Origin of the sequence: Streptomyces sp. HPF1205 (assembly GCF_020400825.1) — a bacterium.
Classification (GTDB): Bacteria; Actinomycetota; Actinomycetes; order Streptomycetales; family Streptomycetaceae; genus Actinacidiphila.
In genome coordinates, this window is the sequence record NZ_JAINVH010000003.1 from 226,432 (window position 1) to 246,701 (window position 20,270).

General features: G+C 73.7%; 12 protein-coding genes and 1 pseudogene. 7 read left to right on the plus strand and 6 right to left on the minus strand.

All coding sequences use genetic code 11. The features are described from left to right. The first annotated feature begins 453 nt into the window (after positions 1-453). The 4 genes and pseudogenes from K7G61_RS05050 to K7G61_RS05065 all read left to right on the plus strand — a co-directional run. Positions 454-1,308, plus strand: coding sequence for a helix-turn-helix transcriptional regulator (locus K7G61_RS05050; protein WP_225845368.1), 855 nt, complete (start codon positions 454-456; stop codon positions 1,306-1,308). Positions 1,309-1,499: 191 nt separating this feature from the next. Further along, the gene (locus K7G61_RS05055) at positions 1,500-1,709 is read left to right on the plus strand and encodes a DUF397 domain-containing protein (RefSeq protein WP_225845369.1); all 210 of its coding nucleotides are present in this window, start codon (positions 1,500-1,502) and stop codon (positions 1,707-1,709) included. Positions 1,710-1,877: 168 nt separating this feature from the next. Beyond that, positions 1,878-3,071, plus strand: coding sequence for a PLP-dependent aminotransferase family protein (locus K7G61_RS05060; RefSeq protein ID WP_225845370.1), 1,194 nt, complete (start codon positions 1,878-1,880; stop codon positions 3,069-3,071). 155 nt (positions 3,072-3,226) lie between these two features. Then, positions 3,227-3,857, plus strand: a pseudogene (locus K7G61_RS05065) (hypothetical protein); the annotation flags it as partial. Positions 3,858-3,952: 95 nt separating this feature from the next. Here K7G61_RS05065 and K7G61_RS05070 read toward each other — a convergent pair. The 4 genes from K7G61_RS05070 to K7G61_RS05085 all read right to left on the minus strand — a co-directional run bounded on the left by K7G61_RS05070 (position 3,953) and on the right by K7G61_RS05085 (position 10,476). Continuing rightward, entirely contained in the window at positions 3,953-5,056 is a 1,104-nt protein-coding gene (locus tag K7G61_RS05070; RefSeq protein WP_225845371.1) for an ADP-ribosylglycohydrolase family protein, read from the minus strand. A 280-nt stretch (positions 5,057-5,336) separates the two neighbouring features. Then, the gene (locus K7G61_RS05075) at positions 5,337-6,545 is read right to left on the minus strand and encodes a phosphodiester glycosidase family protein (protein WP_374204057.1); all 1,209 of its coding nucleotides are present in this window, start codon (positions 6,543-6,545) and stop codon (positions 5,337-5,339) included. Positions 6,546-6,929: 384 nt separating this feature from the next. Further along, positions 6,930-9,515, minus strand: coding sequence for a bifunctional FO biosynthesis protein CofGH (locus tag K7G61_RS05080; protein WP_225845372.1), 2,586 nt, complete (start codon positions 9,513-9,515; stop codon positions 6,930-6,932). 133 nt (positions 9,516-9,648) lie between these two features. Next, positions 9,649-10,476 carry a TIGR03619 family F420-dependent LLM class oxidoreductase gene (locus tag K7G61_RS05085; RefSeq protein WP_225845373.1) on the minus strand — a complete coding sequence of 276 codons (828 nt, stop codon included), beginning with the start codon at positions 10,474-10,476 and terminating at the stop codon, positions 9,649-9,651. Positions 10,477-10,698: 222 nt separating this feature from the next. On the opposite strand from K7G61_RS05085, the gene K7G61_RS05090 reads away from it, so the two are divergent. Further along, a complete protein-coding gene (locus K7G61_RS05090; RefSeq protein ID WP_225845374.1) occupies positions 10,699-12,267 on the plus strand; it encodes a CehA/McbA family metallohydrolase in 1,569 nt (522 codons plus the stop codon). A gap of 120 nt (positions 12,268-12,387) precedes the next feature. Here the strand turns inward: K7G61_RS05090 and K7G61_RS05095 are convergent, their stop codons facing one another. Next, positions 12,388-13,188 (minus strand): AMP-binding protein, encoded by an 801-nt coding sequence (locus K7G61_RS05095; RefSeq protein WP_225845375.1) that lies wholly within the window; start codon positions 13,186-13,188, stop codon positions 12,388-12,390. A 445-nt stretch (positions 13,189-13,633) separates the two neighbouring features. On the opposite strand from K7G61_RS05095, the gene K7G61_RS05100 reads away from it, so the two are divergent. Then, positions 13,634-16,567 (plus strand): BTAD domain-containing putative transcriptional regulator, encoded by a 2,934-nt coding sequence (locus K7G61_RS05100; protein ID WP_225845376.1) that lies wholly within the window; start codon positions 13,634-13,636, stop codon positions 16,565-16,567. 158 nt (positions 16,568-16,725) lie between these two features. Beyond that, positions 16,726-16,926: a hypothetical protein gene (locus K7G61_RS05105; RefSeq protein WP_225845377.1), complete on the plus strand. Its 201-nt coding sequence runs from the start codon at positions 16,726-16,728 to the stop codon at positions 16,924-16,926. A 722-nt stretch (positions 16,927-17,648) separates the two neighbouring features. On the opposite strand, the gene K7G61_RS05110 is transcribed toward K7G61_RS05105, so the two are convergent. Further along, entirely contained in the window at positions 17,649-20,174 is a 2,526-nt protein-coding gene (locus K7G61_RS05110) for a PQQ-binding-like beta-propeller repeat protein (protein ID WP_225845378.1), read from the minus strand. Positions 20,175-20,270 lie beyond the last annotated feature (96 nt).

Here is a 20,270-nt window from a genome sequence, read left to right on the forward strand (position 1 = left end):
GACCTTCGCGCCACCCCGTTCGCGGCACCACGCGTCGGCCGCGGCGGCGGGCGCCAGGGCGCCGAGAGCACCGAGGCACAAAGGCACCGACAGCACAGGCGGTCGGACAGCACCAACGGCATGAACGGCATCAACAGCACCGAAGTCACCGACCGCACCAACCTCGCAACACCACGCACCACCCCGTAGCACAGGGCGGCGCCGGTGTCCGCCGGCAGGGACCGGACACCGGCTGGGATACGGCCGTCCATGCGACCCGGTTCCGGGAGCCGCTGTGACGCGCGGGGCGGCGGCCTGCGGACGCACCCGGGTTCCCGGGCGCGCCGGCCGGCCCGCCGCCCCGCGCGTTCCATTTGAACGGACAACCTTGTTCCGCGTATTCGCCAGCGCGGTGATGACCGGTAGTGGCAGGCTGCTGACCATCAGTAGGATCAGCGTGGAGGTGCAGTACCCGTGGTCGCCAACGTCAACCCCACCGTCAGGCGCCGCCGTCTGGGTTCGGAGCTGCGCAAGCTGCGGGAGCAGAAGGGGATGACGGCCGAGGAGGTCGCGGCCCGGCTGCTGGTCTCGCAGTCGAAGATCAGCCGGCTGGAGAACGGCCGCCGCAGCATCAGCCAGCGCGACGTGCGCGACCTGTGCAACGTGTACGGCGTGGAGGACGTGCGCATCGTCGAATCCCTGATGCAGATGGCCAAGGAGTCGCGCCAGCAGGGCTGGTGGCACGCCTTCGGCGACATCCCGTACAGCGTCTACATCGGTCTGGAGACGGAGGCGGCCTCCTTGCGGGTGTTCGAGCCGCAGGTGGTGCCGGGCCTGCTGCAGACGCCTGAGTACGCGTCCGCGATGATCGCCGGCAATCTGCCGGAGGCCACGCCCGAGCAGGTGGAGAAGCGGGTCAGCGTGCGGATGCGGCGGCAGGACCGGATCACCGACACTGAGTCACCGCTGCGGATGTGGGCCGTGGTCGACGAGGCGGCGCTGTGCCGCAAGGTCGGCAACGAGGAGATCATGCGCGGCCAGCTCGCCAGACTGGTCGAGATGAGCCGGCTGCCCCATGTGACCGTGCAGGTGCTGCCGTTCGAGGCGGGCGCCCATCCGGGGCTGAGCGGGCAGTTCGCGGTCCTGGAGTTCACCGACGCCACGGACGCGACGGTGGTGTACCTGGAGGGCGTCAACAGCGACCTGTATCTGGAGAAGGACACCGACGTGCAGGCGTACAGCGTGATGTACGAGCACCTGCGCGCCCAGGCGCTGGGGCCGGAGCAGACCCGGCAGTTCATCACGGAGGCGGCACAGCGGTACACCTGAGGACTCGGCACTCCGGAGAAGGCCGCAGATTACACCCCGGCCCGCCCATCGGTGAAGAGTTGCCGGGTATATGCCATCCAGTCGAGTGAAGTGCCCCCCGCCTGCGCGATGTTGCCGGGTAGCGTCGAGGACAGTCACCAAGGCGCGCTGGCACCCAACGCGCCGCCTCACCAGCACACACCGGAGCAGAGATGGCAATCAAGCTGGGCAGCACCCCTTCGTGGGTCAAGTCCTCGCGGTCCACCGGTAACGGGGCCTGCGTGGAAGTGAAGTCACCGGTCGCGGAGGCGGTCGTCGTCCGCGACTCCAAGGACCCGCACGGTCCCGTCCTCAGCTTTTCCCCCGAGGCGTGGTCGTCCTTCGTCGCCGACGTGGAAAGCGGTTCGTTCGACCTGCGCTGACGTGCCGCTGTCCGGGCGGCGGGCGCGCCCGTCCGCGGGACGTCCGTACGATCGGCAGTGACCACAGAGCCCTCTCGACTGGCCGCCGTCCTGGCCGAGGGGGCTCCCCGCTGCCCGCATCCTCAAAACTAACTGTACGCACCAATCACATGTCCGTAGAGTTCCGCCATGACGACGACGCCGCTTCGAGCCGCCCTGCCCCCGCTCGCCGCACGTGCCCAGGCGGTGGGCGCGTCGCCGGTACGGGAGATCCTGGCGCTGACCGCGCGGCCCGAGGTCATCTCGTTCGCCGGGGGACTTCCGGCACCCGAACTGTTCGACGCGGAGGGGATACGGGCGGCGTACGACCGGGTGCTCGCCGAGCGGCCCGGGAAGGTGCTGCAGTACTCGACGACCGAGGGCGACCCGGCGCTGCGGGAGGCGGTCGCGGCCCGTCTTACGGCCCGGGGTCTTCGCACCGGAGCCGGCGACCTGTTGGTGACCGGCGGCTCGCAGCAAGGGCTCGCACTGCTGGCCACCGCGCTGCTGGAACCCGGTGACACGGTACTGGTGGAGAACCCGACGTACCTGGCGGCCCTGCAGTCCTTCGGCTTCGCGGGCGCAAGGGTGGTGCCGGTGCCGACCGACAGTGACGGGGTGGTCCCGGAGGCCCTGGAGGAGCTGGTGGCCGCCGAGCGGCCCAAGCTGCTCTACCTGATCCCGAACTTCCAGAATCCGACCGGCCGCACACTGCCCGCGGCCAGGCGCCGCGCCGTCGCAGAGGTGGCGGGGCGGCACGGCCTGTGGATCGCGGAGGACGACCCGTACGGCGAGCTGCGCTTCGAGGGCGGCTACGAGCCGTGGATCGCCGCCCAGGAGGCGGCCGCGGATCGGACGGTGCTGCTGGGCAGCTTCTCGAAGGTCATGGCGCCCGGCATGCGGCTCGGCTGGATGCGCGCGCCGGCCGGGCTGCTGCGCCCCTGCGTCATCGCCAAGCAAGCGGCCGACCTGCACACGTCGACCGTCGACCAGGCCGCCGCGGCCCGCTATCTGGCGGACCGCGACTTGGACGCGCACCTCGCACGGGTGCGCTCGGCCTATCGTGAGCGCCGCGACGCCCTGCTCGCGGGCCTGGCCTCAACGCTTCCGGCCGGCAGCACCTGGAACCGCCCCCAGGGCGGCATGTTCGTGTGGGTCCGGCTGCCGGACGGCTATGACGCGACCGAGCTGCTGCGAACGGCCGTGTCGTACGACGTCGCCTATGTGCCGGGGGCGCCCTTCTTCGCCGCCTCCCCCGATCCCGCCTCCTTGCGCATGTCCTTCACGACGCACACCCCCAGGGAGATCACCGAGGGGCTGGCGCGCCTGGCAAAGGTGTTCTGACCTCGCCCTTCCTTTCCTTCGCCGGTCCTCCTCCCCGGCGCCGCCAGGGTCCCGCATCCCAGGCGGCCGCCCGTCGTGGCCGCGGCACGGCGCACGTCCAGCGAAGTGCCCGCTCATCGTGGGTTCGCGCTCTTGGTCATCACATTGCCAAGCGCAAGATGCCGTGGTGGCTGTCGGGCATCTCGCACCACATGTCGGGCTGCAGCGCGGTGATGTTCACCGGCTACGCGGGCATCGCCTACACCTTTGGCGTCACCTCGTACGTCACCTGGTCGTTGCCCATCGCGATCGGCGTCGCCATAGGCGCGAGGCTGTTCGCGCCCCGGCTGAACAGGACGCGGTCCCGGCTGTGCGTGGCCTCACCGCTGGAATACCTCAAAGCCCGCCACAACCTCACCGCCCAGCAGGCCCTCGCGTGATCCGGGGTACTGCTGAAAGTCGTGGACATCGGCGCGAAATGGGCGGCCATCGCCGCCTTGCTGTCGGTGTTCACCGGGGCGACCCTCACCCAGGGCATCCTGATCACCGGCGGAATCACGGCGGTGTACTGCACGGTCGGCGGCCTGTGGGCGGACTCGCCGACCGAACTGGGGCATCGGCCTGGTGGTGGTCGGCTTCTTCTCGCACACCATGGCCCTGTGCTCCTCGGACGCCGACGCCATCACCGCCGTCGTCACGCGGGACATCGCGCCCGCGTTCTCGCGGACCGCCCGTGCGTGGAGCGCCCGCGTCGGCCTGGTCGCGGCCCGTGTCACCGCACTCGCCTTCCTCGGCCTGTCCCCTGCAACGGGGCTGCGGGGGCCGTACAGGCCGTGTCGGGCCGGTACGGGGTCTTTCCGGCGCCGGTACGGGTCCGGGCACGGCGGTGGGTCGTTCGCGGCTCACGCGGCCGGATAGCGCTCCAGCCAGGCCGGGCTGGCCCCGGAGGGCCCGTGCAGGGCGGGCGCCTGGGTCATCTCCATGGCGAAGTCGTCGGCGAGCTGGAGGATCGTGCTGCGGCCCTCCAGTTCGGCGATCCAGGCGGGCGGCAGGGCGGTCTCGCCGTGCTGCACACCGAGCAGGTTGCCGCAGACGGAGCCGGTGGAGTCGCTGTCACCCGAGTGGTTGACGGCGAGCAGCAGCCCGTGGCGCACGTCCTCGGCCACCAGGGCGCAGTACACGCCGATGGCCAGCGCCTCCTCGGCCGTCCAGCCCTGGCCGAGCGCCTCGACGCGCTGCGGTGACGGCATCCCTTGGCGTACGGCGCCCAGCGCGCTCTGCAGCGCGTCGGTCGTCTCCTGGTGGCCGGGACGGGCGCCCAGCAGCGCCAGGGCGTGCTGCACCGAGCCGTCCAGCGCCTCGCCCCGGGCCAGGCCGTGCACGATCACGGCGAAGGCGCCTGCCGCGAGCTGGCCCGTAGGGTGTCCGTGGGTCTGCGCGGCGCACTCGACGGCGAGCTGGAAGACCAGGTGGGGCTCCCAGCCGACCAGCAGCCCGAAGGGGGCCGAGCGCATCACCGTGCCGCACCCTTTGGAGCCGGGGTTCTTCGGCTCGTCCAAAGTGCCCATGCGGTCGTCGGCGAGGCCGCTGAGGCAGGCGCCGCCCGGGGCGCGCCGCGCGTAGAGCCACTCCTCGCGGGAGAGCCAGCCGGCGTCCTTGCGGCGCTCGTCGGGCCCCCACTCGGTCTGGGTGGCCGCCCAGCGCCGGTAGGCGCGGTGGATGTCGGTCGGCGGGTGCCAGGCGCCGGTGTCCCGCCGGACCTGGGCCCGTATCAGCCCCTCCATCGTGAACAGGGTCATCTGCGTGTCGTCGGTGACCGCGCCGCGTCTGCCGTACGCCGGTACGTAGTCGGTCACGCCCTCGGGGCCGTGATCCCGCTGGATCGCCTCCAGCGACTCGAACTCCACCCCGGCGCCCAGTGCGTCCCCGATCGCGCCGCCGAGCAGACAGCCGCGTACGCGGCTGCGGAAATCCTGCTGCTGCGCGCGTCCCCAGACTGCGGTCAATGCGGTCCCCTTCGATCAGCCCCCGATCTGAACCCGTACTGCGCCTGCACGATATCCGACGTCAGCGGGGAGGGAAGGGGGGCCGCGGATAGGCGGGACTTGTCCGCGAATCCCCGCCATCGGGGGGATGGCGGGGATTCTCCCCGGCGTAAGAGGGGCGCGTATTCGGCGCTTTCCGGGGCGCGCTCACCGGGAATTACCCGGCGCGCTATTGCGGTGCCGCCGTGCGGAAGTCCTGTGGAGTTCCTGTGCAGATTTCCGCAACGTGCCCGGACGCCGGTCAGCGGGGCGCGAATACCCCGATCGCGTTGGCCACGGGGCGCTCGGCGCCGCCCGAAGGATGGTTGCGGACGGTCACGGAGGTGGCGCCGGGGTCGCGGGCCACCAGAGTGGTGGAGCCGCCGCCGTCCAGGTTGAGGGCGTCGTCCGCGCCCATCCTGTGCAGGACGGCGGCGAGTTCCGCGATGGTCAGGCCCGTGCCGGACTCGGTGGAGCCGTCCAGGGCGAGCAGGTAGAGGGTGTGGCCGTCGTCGCCGAATCCGGCCGCGGTCCTTGTCGCCGCCGTCTTGGTGTCCAGGCCTGGCAGCGGGGCGCCGTCGCGCAGCACCGGGAAGCCGCCGACCGCGAAGACGTAGGGGACTGCGGTCGCGGTCGGCGCCAAGTCCTCGTCGACGCCGACCGGGTCGCCGACCCGCAGGGTACGCAGCGTGTCGGCGCCCGCGTCCCGGCCGAGCAGCACGGTGGTGCCGCGCGGGATCGCCCCCGCGCCGGGGGTCGCTGCGGTGGCGGCCACCCGCCCTTGCCGCACCACGACCTCGTAGGTGTCCGTACTGCAGCCCGCGGCGCGCGAGGTGTCGCTGCCGCACACGGCCCGCTGCCGGGAGACGGCCCCCCAGTCGGCGGTGTACGCGCCGATGCCGCCGACGGGGAGGGCGTACTGGTTGAAGCCGCCCAGCGCATAGGTGCCGCGCGGGGTGCGCACCTGGCCCTTCAGCTTCAGCCGGTCCAGGCGCATCCGACGGTCGACGCCCATGCCGAGGACGTCCTCGGTGGTCTCGCCGGGCGGCATGGCGGGCCCGAACCGCTGGGCGTTCGGGACGGCGGCCTTCAGGGCGCGGCCGGAGGCGATCTCCGGGCCGTCCGAGGAGCCGGTCGGCGCGACGCCGGGGTGCTGGCTCTCGGTGATGTCGAAGAAGTCCCCGTTGACCGCGCCCACCGCTCCCTTTGCGCCGGCCATCCCAGAGACCGCCTCACGGGCGCCCACCGCGCCCGGGGTCAGCAGGTCGACCCGCACCTGGGGGTCGGTGAGGTCGGCGACCAGCACGTGCCCGTGCACGGTCCCCTGGGATCCCGTCACGGTGAACTGGCGGTAGTCCACGCCGTGCGCGAGACGCTCGGTGCGGTCGTACGGGAACGGGCTGTCGGCGCTCGCGGTGGTCGCCGCCGCCACTCCCCCGGCGGCCAGGGAGAGGACGGCCGCGGTGACCACCGCCGGCCGTGCCCGGTGACGGCCTCTGCCGCGGGACCGCCCGCCGTCAGCCGGCCGGGCCGCGGGCCGCACCGGGGGCCGCGGGGCTTGCGCCGGGCCGCGCGTGCCGCTCGCCGAGCCGGGGCCGCACGCCGAGCCGGGGCCGCACGCCGAGGACGCCGAAACCAATGAGGCGGGCGGACCCGCCGTTCCGCCCTCGGTCCGCCCGCTTCCGCCGCCGATCGCCATGTGTCCCCCAATGGGCGCGCCATGTCACCTCTGCCGTCCAGGACTTCATCACGTCCGGCCGGGCGCGGCCAAGGAACGCGGGCGTACGGCCTTGTGACGGTCCGCCGAATTCACCGGGTCGGCGGCGCGTGCCAATGGTCGGACCTGTGCGGGCCGTCAGTCTTCGAGCACGGGGAGGAGTTCGGGCAGATGGCCGTCGGAGGCGAGCGCGGCGGCGACGCGCTCGGCCGGCACCTCGCCGTAAAGGGTGGTGCGCGGACGTGCGGGCCGCCCGGCGGCCTCGGCTATCGCCACCAGGTCGCGAACGGAGCGGTAGGAGCCGTAACCGGAACCCGCCATCCGGGAGATGGTCTCCTCCATCAGGGTGCCGCCCAGGTCGTTGGCGCCCGAGCGCAGCATCTCGGCGGCGCCTTCGGTGCCGAGCTTGACCCAGCTCGTCTGGATGTTGGTGATGTGCGGGTGGAGCAGGAGGCGGGCCGCCGCGGTCACGGCGCGGTTGTCGCGGGCGGTGGGGCCGGGGCGGGCGATGCCGGCCAGGTAGACGGGCGCGTTGGTGTGGATGAACGGCAGGGTGACGAATTCGGTGAAGCCGCCGGTCTCCTGCTGGATGCGGGCCAGCAGCCGCAGGTGCCCGAGCCAGTGGTGGGGCTGGTCCACGTGCCCGTACATCATGGTCGACGAGGAGCGGATGCCCAGTTCGTGGGCGGTGGTGACCACCTCCACCCAAGTGGCGGTCGGCAGTTTGCCCTTGGTGAGGACCCAGCGCACCTCGTCGTCGAGGATCTCGGCCGCGGTGCCGGGGATGGAGTCCAGACCCGCCTCCTTGGCGGCGGCCAGCCAGTCGCGGACGGACATGCCGGTACGGGTGGCGCCGTTGACGACCTCCATCGGCGAGAAGGCGTGCACGTGCATGCCCGGGACGCGCTGCTTGACCGCCCGGGCGATGTCGAAGTAGGCGGTGCCCGGCAGGTCGGGGTGGATGCCGCCCTGCATGCACACCTCGGTCGCGCCGACCTGCCACGCCTGTTCGGCGCGGTCGGCGACCTGGTCGAGGGAGAGGGTGTACGCGTCGGCGTCCGTGCGGCGCTGGGCGAAGGCGCAGAAACGGCAGCCCGTGTAGCAGACGTTGGTGAAGTTGATGTTGCGGGTGACGACATAGGTGACGTCGTCGCCCACGGTCGCCGCGCGCAGGTCGTCGGCGATGCGGCACAAGGCGTCGAGGGCGGGCCCGTCGGCGTGCAGGAGGGCGAGCGCCTGGGCGTCCGTGAGGCGGGTGGGATCGTCGGCGGCGGTGGACAGCGCCTCCTTGACGTCGGCGTCCACCCGGTCGGGCACCAGTCCGGGCGCGGCCTGCTCGCGCAGCTCCGCCCAGTCGCCGTACACCTCGTCGAAGTCCTGGCGGCGGTCGCCGGTGCGGCCTTCGGTGTCGATGGTGCGGTGCAGGTCGGTACGGCCGGTGCCGCCGCCGGCCGCCGGGAAGGCGTCCTCGGGCTCCTGCCAGGGCAGGCCCCGCGGAACGACGCCTTCGCGGGCCAGTCCGGTGACGGGGTCGGCGAGGGCGCTCACGTGCGGCAGCAGCCGCGGGTCGAGCCAGGGTTCGCCGCGCTGCACGAACTCCGGGTAGATGGTGAGCCGTTCCTTCAGGGTGAAGCCGGCCCGGGCGGTCCGCGCGGCCAGGTCGTCGATCTGCGGCCAGGGGCGCTCGGGGTTGACGTGGTCCGGGGTGAGCGGGGAGACCCCGCCCCAGTCGTCGATGCCCGCTTCGATGAAGCGCTCGTACTCGCCGTCGACCAGGTTCGGCGGCGCCTGGATGCGGGCGGCGGGACCGAGCACCACCCTGGCGACGGCGATGGCGGCGGCCAGCTCCTCCAGTTCGGCGTCGGGCATGCCGCGCATGGCGGTGTCCGGCTTGGCCCGGAAGTTCTGCACGATGACTTCCTGGACGCCGTGGTAGCGGCGGGCGGCGCGGCGGATGGCGAACAGCGACTCGGCGCGCTCCTCGTAGGTCTCGCCGATGCCGATGAGGACGCCGGTGGTGAACGGCACGTTGGAGCGGCCGGCGTCCTCCAGGACGCGCAGCCTTACGGCGGGCTCCTTGTCGGGCGAGCCGTAGTGCGGCATCCCGGGCTGCGACCACAGGCGGGTGGCGGTGGTCTCCAGCATCATGCCCATGGAGGGCGCCACCGGCTTCAGCCGCTGCAGGTCGGTCCAGGACAGCACCCCTGGGTTGAGGTGCGGCAGCAGGCCGGTCTCCTCAAGGACGCGGATCGCCATGGCCCGCACATAGGCGAGCGTGTCGTCGTAGCCATGGGCGTCGAGCCACTCACGGGCCTCGGGCCAGCGGTCCTCGGGCCGGTCGCCGAGGGTGAAGAGCGCTTCCTTGCAGCCCATGGCGGCGCCGCGGCGGGCGATGTCCAGCACTTCGTCCGGCGACAGGTACAGGCCGTGCCCCTCGCGGCGCAGCTTGCCGGGCACGGTGACGAAGGTGCAGTAGTGGCACTTGTCCCGGCACAGCCGGGTGAGCGGCACGAAGACCTTGCGGGAGTACGTGATCACGCCCGGGCGGCGGGCGGCCTCCAGCCCGGCGTCCCGCACCCTCGCGGCGATGGCGGCCAGGCGGCTCAGGTCGCCGCCGCGCGCCTGGAGCAGCACCGCTGCCTCCGCGGTGTCGAGGGCGACGCCTGCCTCGGCGCGGTGCAGGGCGCGGCGCATGGCGTTGGCGGCGGGCGGCGGCGAGGTCATTCCCCGAGCATAGGTTGCCCCGCCGACAGTCCGTGGGCGGTACGGGGTTGTGGGCCCGCGGGGCGCTGTCGGCAATCTCACGCGTCCACGTGGCCGGCCGGGGAATAGACGGGGCGACAAGCGGGCGATCGCCTCACAGGTACCGCGCGTAGTCGTCGAGGACGCGCAGCACCTCCGGGGCGGGCCCGGCGGGCAGTTGGAGGAGGGCTTCCTCGACGCCGAGGTCGCGGAGGCGGGCCAGCTTTTCCGGGGTCGGGCGTACAGCGGTCGGCACCACCAGCGGTCCGTCCGGGCCGCGGCCGGCGTCCCGCCACGCCTCCCGCAGCCTGGGCAGCGACTCGGCCAGGCCGCTGCCTCCGATGGGCATCCAGCCGTCGCCGTAATCCGTAACATGGGCGAACGTCCGGGCGCCCGCGCCGCCTCCGACCAGGGTGCGCACCGTGCCGCCGGCCGGCTTGGGCCACGCGTGGCTGGCCTGCACCGAGGCGAGATCACCCGTATAGGCGGCTGGTTCGGACGACCACAGGGCGCGCATCACATGCATGTGGTCGCGCACCAGATCGCGTCTGCGGGCCCAGACGACTCCATGGTCCGCCGCCTCCTCCACGTTCCAGCCGAAGCCGACGCCCAGGGTGAAGCGCCCGCCGGACATGTGGTCCAAGGTGGCGATCTGCTTGGCCAGCACGATCGGGTCGTGCTGGGCCACCAAGGTGATCGCGGTGCCCAGTTCCAGCGTCCTGGTGACGGCCGCGGCCGCCGCAAGGGCGGCGAACGCGTCCAGGGTGCGGCCGTACTCCTCGGGCAGCGGCTCGCCCGCCGGATAAGGCGTCGCCCTGGAGACGGGGATGTGGGTGTGCTCAGGCAGGTACAGGCCGGCGAAGCCGCGCTGCTCCAACTCCTGCGCGACATGTACCGGTGTGATCGTCTGATCTGTCAGGAAGATGGTGGCTGCCAGGCGCAATTGCGGTCACTCCTCCGGGTGAGGGGCTGAGGGTCCGGCCGGGGGTGGTGGGCGGTGGACGTCGAAGGCAAGGGCGGGTGGGGGCGGAGGTAAGGGCGAGTGGGTGCCGTAGCGGATGGTACGGGTGGAACGGAGGGGACATCGGGTACTGGCCCACTTCCCGCAGCCTGCCGCACAGGGTGGCGCCACGCTCCCGTCACCCGCCGGGGTGACGGTGGCGGAATGGACCGACGCGACGTACTCAAGCTCTCCGCTCTCGCCGGCGCCGCCGGCGTCCTCACCCTGGCTCCCGTGGACTTCGCGGCGGCAGCCGGCCCCGGCTCCCCGTCCAGCGGCGACCGCACGCCGACCGCCGGCGGCGGCGACCTCACCCGTACCGTCACCGGTCATCTGCCCACCGGGACGGCGGACTTCGTGTACCTGCCGGTCGAGGTGCCGCCCGGGGTACGGCAGATCGCGGTGTCGTACACCTACGACCGGCCGGGCGTGCCGGCCGGGACGGTCGGGAACGCCTGCGACATCGGCGTCTTCGACCAGCGCGGGATCGAACTGGGCGGCCGGGGCTTCCGCGGCTGGTCGGGCGGGGCGCGCACCGAGTTCGCGATCAGCGGCGACCAGGCAACGCCCGGCTATCTCGCGGGACCGGTGGAGCCCGGCACCTGGCACGTCGTCCTCGGCCCGTACACCGTGGCCCCACAGGGGCTGGACTACTCGGTGACCGTCACCCTCACCCTCGGCCAGGCGGCGAAGCCGGTCGCGCCGGCGTACCCGCCGGACCACGCGCCGGGGCGCGGCCGCGCCTGGTACCGCGGCGACTGCCATCTGCACTCCGTCCACTCCGACGGCAAGCGCACCCTGGAGCAGCTCGCCGCCCTCGCCCGTGCCGCGAGGCTGGACTTCATCAATTCGAGCGACCACAACACCAATGGCGCGCACGCCTACCTGGGCCCGTACGCCGGCAGGGGCACGTCCCCCGGCGAAGGCGACGGGACGGACCTGCTCATCCTCACGGGTGAGGAGATCACCACCCGTAACGGTCATTTCCTGGCCATCGGTGTTGACGCCGGCGAGTGGATCGACTGGCGCTACCGGGCGCGCGACGACGCCTTCGACCGGTTCGCCCGGCAGATCCGGCGCGCGGGCGGCATCGTGGTGCCCGCCCACCCGTACGGCCTCAGCCTGGCCGGCCAGTGGAAGTTCGGCTACGACAACGTCGACGCGATCGAGGTCTGGAACGGCCCGTGGACGCCTGACGACGAGGCGACCCTGCAGACCTGGGACAACCTCCTCACCGGCGCCGCGCGCCGCGGCGACGGCCGCTGGATCCCCGCGATGGGCAACTCCGACGCCCACCGCGACCCCGACGTCGTCGGCCTGCCGCAGACGGTGGTGCTCGCCGACGGCCTGGACCGCCGATCGCTGCTGGCGGGCATCCGGGCCGGCCGCTCCTGGATCGCGGAGTCCGCGGACGTGCAACTGTCGCTCACCGCGGCCGGGCCGCACGGCGAGCACGCGGAGATCGGCGGGCGTCTGGAGGTCGCCCCCGAGGACGAGGTGACCGTGAGTCTGCGGGTCGACGGCGTGCCCGCGGACAGCGTGCTGCGACTGCTGACCGACGAGGGTCAGATGGTGGCCGAGCCGCTGCCCTCGTCGGGCCTCCTGGAGTGGCGGACGACCGCGTCCCTGGCGACGTACGTACGCGCCGAGGTGCGCCACCCGGCACCGGCCGGCAGCGTCCTGCCGGGGGCGCCGGCGGCGCTCACCAACCCGATCTGGCTCGGGCGGCCGTAACGGACGGGGGGCCGGCGGGTGAGCGGTCCGAGGGGCCGTTATGGGGCAAGGCCGTTCCCCACACCTCGGACGCCACCCGCCGGCCGGTCTGTGGCCGTGCGCGAGGGCTCGGCTCGCGTCTCAGCCGCCCACCCTGACGGGGAGCAGGATCCGCCACACCGCGTCCTCGACGCCGTGCACTGCCGCGATCCACCCGACGTTCTCCTCGTCGGTGCCCAGCCGCACCGCCTGGGCGAGTTCGCCCATCACGTCGGACAGGTCGCCGTGTGCCATGGCCGCCTCCAGACGGCCCCCGGCCGCCCCGTCGTCGTGGTAGCGGTAGTAAGCGGGGGCGCCGGGCAGAACGCCGACCGGCTTCCAGTTCTGCGCCAGTCGCCAGACCGGGTCGCCCGCCACCCGTACGCCGTCCGCTTCGAGCACCTGGGTGCGGCCGCGGTCCACGGCCAGGGGCGTCCACAGGTCCGACCCGGTGAGCACCAGGTCCGGCCGGCAGCGCCGCACCGCACGCGCCACGTTGTCGACGGCGCCGGGTGCGGGCAGCACCATGGGTATCGCGGCCATCCCGGCGTACAGGCAGCCGTACAAGGCACCGGCCAGGTCCGGCCCCTGGGGGTACACGAGCATCACGCGGCTGCCCGGCTGCAGCCGGCTGCCCAGGCACGAGGCGATCGCCCGAGCCCGGCGGTCGAGTTCGGCGTAGCTGCAGCCCGCCGTACCGGCGAACGCCGCGCTGGAGTAGGGCAGCGCGGGGACGGCGCCCGGGCGACGGCCGGCGCGGTGGCGCAGCAGAGGCCCCGGCAGCCGGACGACGTCCCCGGACCGTATTCGGGGGCCGCCATTGCCGCCGCCATTGCCGCCGCCGCGCCGACCGCCCGTCCGGCCCGCCCCCTGTTCGGGCCGGTCGTTCCCGTCGCGCGTCATCGCGGCCGTCCCGGCCGCGCTTTCGAAGAGGATCGCCGCCCCTGCGGCGGGATACCCGTCCGCGCCATAGGCGCCCTGCGGGCGGGGACGACCGTGTACGCCCCCCGAAGCGCCCCAAGGGCGCTCGCACCGTTCGCACATGACGCCTCCGTCACCCGCCCTGTCGCGGGCGACACACGGGTACGAACCATCCCCACACAGCACAACCTCCGCGCACGCACAGCCGGAACCTCTGATTCGGACCAAATTTGTCCGTGCGGCCGGATCAGGACCCGGCACGGGGTGACCTGGGCGGCCGGACACGGCAAACTGGCACGGACGGGGCCGGACTTCGGGCTCCACGTGCCATGCGGACACTGTTCCGTTCAGCGATGAACGATAGATATACGCGCGCGTAGCGGGAGCTGGGGGGATTCCGGTTCGCGGAGGCTCAGAGGGGCAGACGATGCAAACCAGGACGGAGCCGGGCAGTTGCCTGCGGTTCGCGGTCCTCGGCCCGGTACGTGCCTGGCGCGGCGACGAGCCGATCGGCACCGGCACACCGCAGCAGAAGGCGCTGCTGGCCGCTTTGCTGCTGCGCGGCGGCCGTACGGCGACCGCCGCGGAACTCGTGGACGCCGTGTGGGGCGAGGCTCCGCCGAACACCGCACTGGCGGCGCTGCGTTCGTACGCCTTCCGGTTGCGCAAGGCGCTGGGCGCCGGCGCCCTGGTCACCGACTCGGGCGGCTACGCGCTGCACGTCGAGACCGACTGTCTGGACCACGCGGTGGCCGAACGGCTGGCCGCAGAGGCCGACAAGGCGCGCGTGTCCGACCCCGAGCACGCCCGCGAACTGCTCACCCGCGCCCTGCAGCTGTGGCACGGCGAGCCTCTGGCGGGCCTTCCGGGCCCGTACGCCGAGACGCAGCGCACCCGGCTGGGCGAGTGGCGCCTGGGCATGCTGGAGACCCGCCTGGAGCTCGACCTGGAGCTGGGGGCGCACGCCGAGGCGGTCTCGGAGCTGACCGCGCTGTCGGCCGAGCACCCGCTGCGCGAACGGCTGCGCTACCTGCTGATGCTGGCCCTGTACCGCAGCGGACGGCAGGCCGAGGCGCTGGGTGTCTACGCCGACACCCGCCGACTGCTCGCCGACGATCTGGGCATCGACCCCTCGCCCGAACTGAGCGAGCTGCACCAGCGCATCCTGGAGGCCGATCCGGCGCTCGCCGCCCCGGCGTCCGCGCACTCCGGCCCGGCCGAGATCGCCCGCCCGGCCCAGCTGCCCGCCACCGTGGCCGACTTCACCGGCCGCGAGGCGTTCGTGCGCGAGCTGGGCCACCAACTGGCCGAGGCCTCGCAGGGCAGCGGCATCATGGCGGTCTCGGCGGTGGCCGGTATCGGGGGCGTGGGCAAGACGACGCTGGCGGTGCACGTGGCGCACGAGGCCCGCGAGCAGTTCCCCGACGGGCAGCTGTACGTGGACCTGCAGGGCACCGAGCCGCGGCCGGCCGAACCCGAGGCGGTGCTGGGCGCGTTCCTGCGGGCGCTGGGGGTGCCGAACCCGGCGATTCCCGAGACGCTGGCGGAGCGGGCGGCTCTGTACCGCTCGACGCTGGACGGGCGGCGGGTGCTGGCGCTGCTGGACAACGCCTATGACGCGGCCCAGATCCGGCAGTTGCTGCCGGGCACCCCTGGGTGCGCGGCCCTGGTGACCAGCCGGGTGAGGATGGTGGACCTGGCCGGCGCCCACCTGGTGGACCTCGACGTCATGTCGCCGGAAGAGGCACTGCAGCTGTTCACCAGGATCGTCGGTGAGGAGCGGGTGGCGTCCGAACGGCAGGCCGCCCTCGACGTGGTGGGCGCGTGCGGCTTCCTGCCGCTGGCCATCCGTATCGCCGCCGCGCGCCTGGCCGCGCGCCGCACCTGGACGGTGTCGGTGCTGGCCAGCAAGCTCGCCGACAACCGCCGCCGCCTGGACGAACTGCGGGCCGGCGACCTGGCGGTCAAGGCCACCTTCGCCCTGGGCTACGGACACCTGTCGGCGGCCCAGGCGCGCGCCTTCCGGCTGCTGTCCCTGCCCGACGGCCCGGACATCTCCCTGGAGGCGGCCGCGGCCGTCCTGGACCTCGACGCCTATGCTGCGGAGGAGCTGCTGGAGGCGCTGGTCGACATCAGCCTCATCGAGTCCGCGGCGCCCGCCCGCTACCGCTTCCACGACCTGCTGCGCCTGTACGCCCGCGAGTGCGCCGAGCGTGACGAGACGCCCGAGGAGCGCTGCGCCGCCTTGTCGCGGCTGCTGGACTTCTACCTGGCGTCGGCCGCGGGGGCGTACGAGCTGGAGAACCCCGGCGACCGCGTCCTGGAGCACCTGGCGCCGACCGCGCGGCCCGGCCTCTCCTTCACCACCCGCGAGAAGGCCCTGAACTGGCTGTTCTCCGAGGCGCAGGGGCTGCTGGCGGCCGTCGAGCAGGCCGCGGGCGGCGGCTGCGAGGGCCCCTCGCGACGGGCCGTCGACCTGCTGCTGGCCGCGTGGGACCTGATGGAGTCCGGCATCTACGCACGGCAGTACGAGCAGGCCGCCCGCGCCCTGGTGACCGCCGCCCATGACTGCGCCGACGCCTTGGTGGAGGGCCGCGCCCGCGTCCTGGTGGCGCAATTGCTGCGGATGACGGGACGGTTCACGGAATCCGACGAGGAGGCGCGCCGCGCCATGATCGTGGGGCTGGCCGCCGAGGACCCGCTGACGTGCAGTTACGCGCCCAATGTGCGCGGCCTGGTGGCACACAAGGACCGCCGTTACGAGGAATGCGCCGCCTACCACACCGCCGCGCTGGAGGCCTTCCGCGCCGACGGCAACCGGCACGGCGAGGCGTCGGCGCTTTCCAACCTGGGCTGGGCCCAGATGGCCCTGGGCAATCCCGACGACGCGGTGGCCACCGGCAGGCAGGTCCTCGCGATACTCCGCGCCCTCGGCTCCGGATTCCGGCTCGGCAACGGCCTGTACGCGATGAGCGTCGCACTGACCGCCACCGGCCGCCTGGACGAGGCGCTGTCCTGCCTCACCGAGGCGCTGCCGGTCTTCCAGGAGGCCCGGCAGCAGTTCTGGGAGGGCATGACGCTCTACCGGCTGGCCGAGGTGCACCTCACGGCGGGCCGCTGGCGGGAGTCGGCCTCCCACGTGGAGCAGGCCCTCGTCATCCTGCGGGAAGTGGGCGGCGAGTGGCGCACGGCCAACGCCCTCACGATGCTCGGTCGTGCCCTCGCGGGCATGGGCCAGTCGGTGCGCGCCCACGCCTGCTGGCACGACGCGCTGGGCGTCTATACGGCGTTGGGGTCGCCGGAGGCGCAGGAAGTGCGGCGGCTGCTCGGCGGCGAGACCTCGGCGTCCGTCGCCGTATAACCGCCCGATCGCCGCGCGGGACGGAACCGTATATCCGTTGATTATCGTCCCCTGCCACGATTCCATCACTGCACATGAGCTGCCCGCCCGGTGGTAAACGGGGGTTACCGCCGGGCGGGCTTGGCACCAGCACGTTCTCAGGAACACAGGAGCGCAGCATGACCATCGAGAACTCGCCGACCGAGCCGACCGAGCCCGTCGCGGCGGCGCCCAAGGGCGGCACTGCCAAGCCCAACAACCAGTACCAGGACATCATCGCGACCGACGTCACGGCCGAGGGCGCCGCGACCACCACGACGACCAAGTCGGGTGGGGCGCAGCCGGACAACCAGTACCAGGACTCCGCTCCCAAGGGCTGACCCGCTCCGGGGCCGCGCCCTGGGCGCTCGCACCTCGCCGTGGGGACGGCGGGGGAGGCGCACTTCCGGCAACTGTCCGGCACTTCAGGGGAGCACCGGGCAAAGCCATTCGTATCGGGGGAAACACACACAGACCATTGGGGAAGCACAGGGGGTCACGGGGGGCAAGGGGGACGAGAAGGACCACGGGGGGCATCGGGGGGAGCCCGGGGGGCCGGATGCGGCAGGGGGACTGAGCGCATCCGGGGGCTGCAGGAGGCTGACCGCGGCGCGGAGGGGGCGCCGCGGTCAGTCGCGTTCGCGGCACATGCCGGGCCGCGCCGGGCGGCGCCGAGGGGCGCTACGGTCAGCCGCGCAGGCGCGCTACCGGGGCATCGCCTGCGGGCGCCGGCCCGCCGCCGACCCGCCGGGCGAACACCGACGATGACGGGCTTTCGCGCCTGCGCGGCCCACGGTGCCGCGGGCTTACGGGGGCGCGCGGACGGCTCACGGAAGCTTTCGGGGAGCTCGCGGCGCTCGGCCCGGAGCTCGCGCCGGGCGCGGAACCGGTGGCCGGAAGCGGCACCGGGCCGGTTTCCCGGGGCGCGGCTCCCCGAGGCTCGGCTCCCGGGGCGCGGCCCGGGGCGCGCGGCGCCGACGGGAGATGCGCGGGACACAGGGGATGCGGGGGATGCGGGGATGCGGTCACGACCCGGGCAGGGCCGCCGACCGCGGGCCCGCGGTCATGCCCGGCGCGGAGCCGCCCCCGTACCTTTCGCCGCGTCCAGGGCGTACACGCAACGGTCCTTGGAGCAGGCGTAGACGACGTTTTCGGCGACCACCGGGGAGCCGGTGATCTCGCCGCCCGTCTCCAGCCGCCAGCGGAGCTGCCCGCCTTGGGCGTCGACCGTGTAGAGGCAGCGGTCCTTGGAGCCGAAGTGCACGCGGCCGTCGGCGACCGCGGGGGACCCCACGATCTCGCCCTGGGCCGCGAATCGCCACCGAGGCGTGCCGCTCACCGCGTCCAGCGTGTAAAGGGCGCTGCCCGCGCCGAGGTGCACCGCGCCCGCGGCGACCAGCACCGGCTCGACCGACTGTCTGGGCTCGGTGGCCACCCGCCACCGGTCGCGCCCGTCAACGGGGTCGAGCGCGTACACCGTGCCGAGGTGGTCGGTCACGTAAACGCCGCCGCCGGACGACGCCGGTCCCGGCACATGGGCGGGGGGCGCGAACATCACCACGGGCGCGTCGAAGTGCCACCGCTTCGCGCCGGTGCGCTCGTCCAGCGCGAGCACTCGCGTCCCCGCGGTCAGGTGGACGACGCCGTCCGCCACCACCGGCCGCGTCGGCACGGCGCCCGCCGCCGCCGGCTCACCCACCGGATACGCCCACAACTCGGCGCCGCTCAGAGCGTCCACGGCGTGCAGCCTGCCGCCGCCCTGGTAGTACACCGTGCGGCCCACGACGGTCGGCCCGGCGTCCGGCGACTCGTACTCCGCCTGACCGCCGGCACGCTGCCACCGCAACGCTCCGGTCGCCGCGTCCCACGCCTGCACGCCGCCGCCGCGCGTGCCGGTGACCACGGTGCCGGCGTCGGCCCGCACCGAGTACACCCAGCCGTCGGCGGCCGCCCGCCAGCGCTCGGCGCCGTCGGCCGCGTCGAGCGCGAACAGGCCGGGGCCGTCCGAGGCGTGGATCCGGCCACCTGCCACCGCCATCGTCCAGGCCACGTCCCGCGTCTTGAACTGCCGCCGCCCGCTGGCGACATCGAGGGCGTGCACCTCGAACGACGTCACGTACAGCAAGCCGCCCGACACCACCGGCGTTCCCCAGACGTCGTTGGACATCCGGAACCGCCACGGCCGCCACTCCCCCGCGCCCGCGCGCGCCCCCGGCGCACCGGTCGAGGGCTGCGCGTGCGACGGAGCCGGCACGGGTGCCTGCGCCTGGAGTACGGGGCCCGGCGGCGACGCGGACGGCCGTACGGGAGCGGGTCCGGCCGCCGGGCCGCCCGCCCGGTGCGCCCCCGCGCCGGCCGGGTGGCCGTCGGCGCGCGGGCGCACCCACTCCGTGCCGGGCGCCGGGCCGGCTGCCGCTCTGTGCTCGGCCGCGTCGGCCACCCGCAGTCCCGGGCCGATGGGCGCGGACCCGGCTAGCTGCACGGGAGCGCCGGTCAGGACGGATCTGCTCCGGGGAGCGCCGCCGGCCGGTTCCCGGTGGTCGGTGTCGTCCCGTGCGTGCGCGGGGACACCGCCGCGGGGCGGTTCCTGCGGACGGGGCGGCTCCTGCGGCGGGGGCGGGGCGCCGATCGGAGCCCGCGGGCCCGCCGCGTGCGCGCCGGCGCTCTTGCCGGGGCGCACGGGCACCGCGGACCGGCCGCTGCGGCGCTGCTCTATCAGCGCCACCGCGCCCGGCGGCAGCCAGGCGGAGGCGGTGCCGGTGTCGTCGCCGCCCGAGGAGAACAGGTGCGGGGCCAACTGCGCCTGGAGATCCGCCGGGGTGGGCCGGCGCTCGGCCTCCATCCGCATGCACGACTCGATCAGCGGCCGCAGCTCGTCGGGCAGGCCGGACAGGTCCGGGCCCTCACGCAGCAGCATGAAGACCGTCTCCACCGGATTGGCCCCGTGGAACGGCGCGTGCCCCGTGGCCGCGAACACCAGCGTCGAGCCGAGCGAGAAGATGTCGCTCGCGCCGCGCACGCTGCGGGAGTCACGGGCCTGCTCGGGAGACATGTAGGCGGGGGTGCCCACGGCCACGTTGGTCATCGTCAGCCGGGTGTTGGAGACGCCCGAGGCGATGCCGAAGTCGATGACCCGCGGCCCGTCCTCGACCACCAGGACGTTGGACGGCTTCATGTCCCGGTGCACCAGTCCGGCGGCGTGGATCGACTGCAGGGCCTCCGCGATGCCCGCGGCGAGCCACCGCACGGCCTGCGCGGGCAGCGGCCCCGACTCGTTGACGATCTCCTCCAGCGACGGCGCCGGGACATAGGCGGTGGCGAGCCAGGGCACGGCCGCGCGCGGGTCGGCGTCCACGACGGCGGCCGTGTAGAAGCCGGAGACGGCTCGGGCGGCCTCCACCTCGCGCGTGAAGCGGACCCGGAAGAGCTGGTCCTCGGCCAGCTCCGCCCGTACGGTCTTGATCGCCACGCGGCGGCCGGACGCCGAGCGGGCGAGATAGACCAGCCCCATGCCGCCGGCGCCGAGCCGTCCGAGCACCTCGAAAGGGCCGATCCGCCTCGGGTCGTGCTGCGTAAGCTGCTCCACCACTGCCCTGCCACCTCCCCGTGCCCCGCTGTCGCGGTTGTTCCCCGTGCTCCGCGGCACCATCCGCCCCGTCGCTGGCTCCCGCGCCAGGGTACGGGC